This is a genomic window from Vibrio sp. Y176, from assembly GCF_033438945.1.
Map to the genome: position 1 here is coordinate 1 of NZ_JAWOQS010000321.1, position 813 is coordinate 813.

1 protein-coding gene is annotated in these 813 nt (G+C 42.8%); it reads right to left on the reverse strand.

From position 1 onward, the window contains the following. A partial coding sequence (locus R7O13_RS25825; RefSeq protein ID WP_318305068.1) for a DNA ligase occupies positions 1 to 566 on the reverse strand: 566 nt, incomplete at its 3' end. Positions 567 to 813 lie beyond the last annotated feature (247 nt).

The following is an 813-nucleotide window of genomic DNA, read 5'->3' on the forward strand; positions in this document are numbered from 1 at the left end:
CCCGCTTGGTAACGGCTCGACACTTTACGCAGCATCACGCCTTCGCCATCGGACAAGGAAATTTTATCCAGTTGAGCAAACAAATGTTGCTCGTTTTGGATGGCTCGGTGCTCAACGTATTTGATGTGGTGCTCATCAATATCAAACACTAAATCCTGAATGTTGTAATAACGTTTTCGGTAATCTCCTGCGGAATACGGCATGTCAAACACCATAAAATCGATTTCGCGCCACGCGCTATCAATTGGTGTTTTATCAAGAACGGTTTGCTGAACAATGTGAAAATTTCCGCGTCCGGCCCAAAGCTCACCATCCAATGGATAGTTCGGAAGTGACTCAGTGAACCACTCGGGCGCATAAATTCGGTTTCCGTTTCGGGTCACGAGGTGTTGACCTGTCCAGTAGGCTCGAATTCCATCGAGTTTCTCACTGTACCAATACTCAGAAACATCTATTCCATCTTGATAGGTTTCAGCAAGAGAGACGGGCGGAGCTATAGGTGTATTCGCTTGGGGCTGCGCAGATGCCATAACGGCAAGGGCAATCAATGTCATTTTTAATGGCATGGGGGAACCTTGTACAAAAAAGCATCTTTATTGAAACGTAACTCCACCGATTTACCTATTTGTCAGTGTTAATTATTCGACTCAGAACAATCAACATAAGTAATGGTTTGCAATGTAAATCATAAAGTTTAGACAGGTATTGCATTTGTTTTTCCAGCTCACGTTAATGGCACGGTTATAAAGCCAAACTCTCCTCTTCAATTTTCAATCTGCATCTAAATCATCGTTCATTTTTGATTCTCAAATT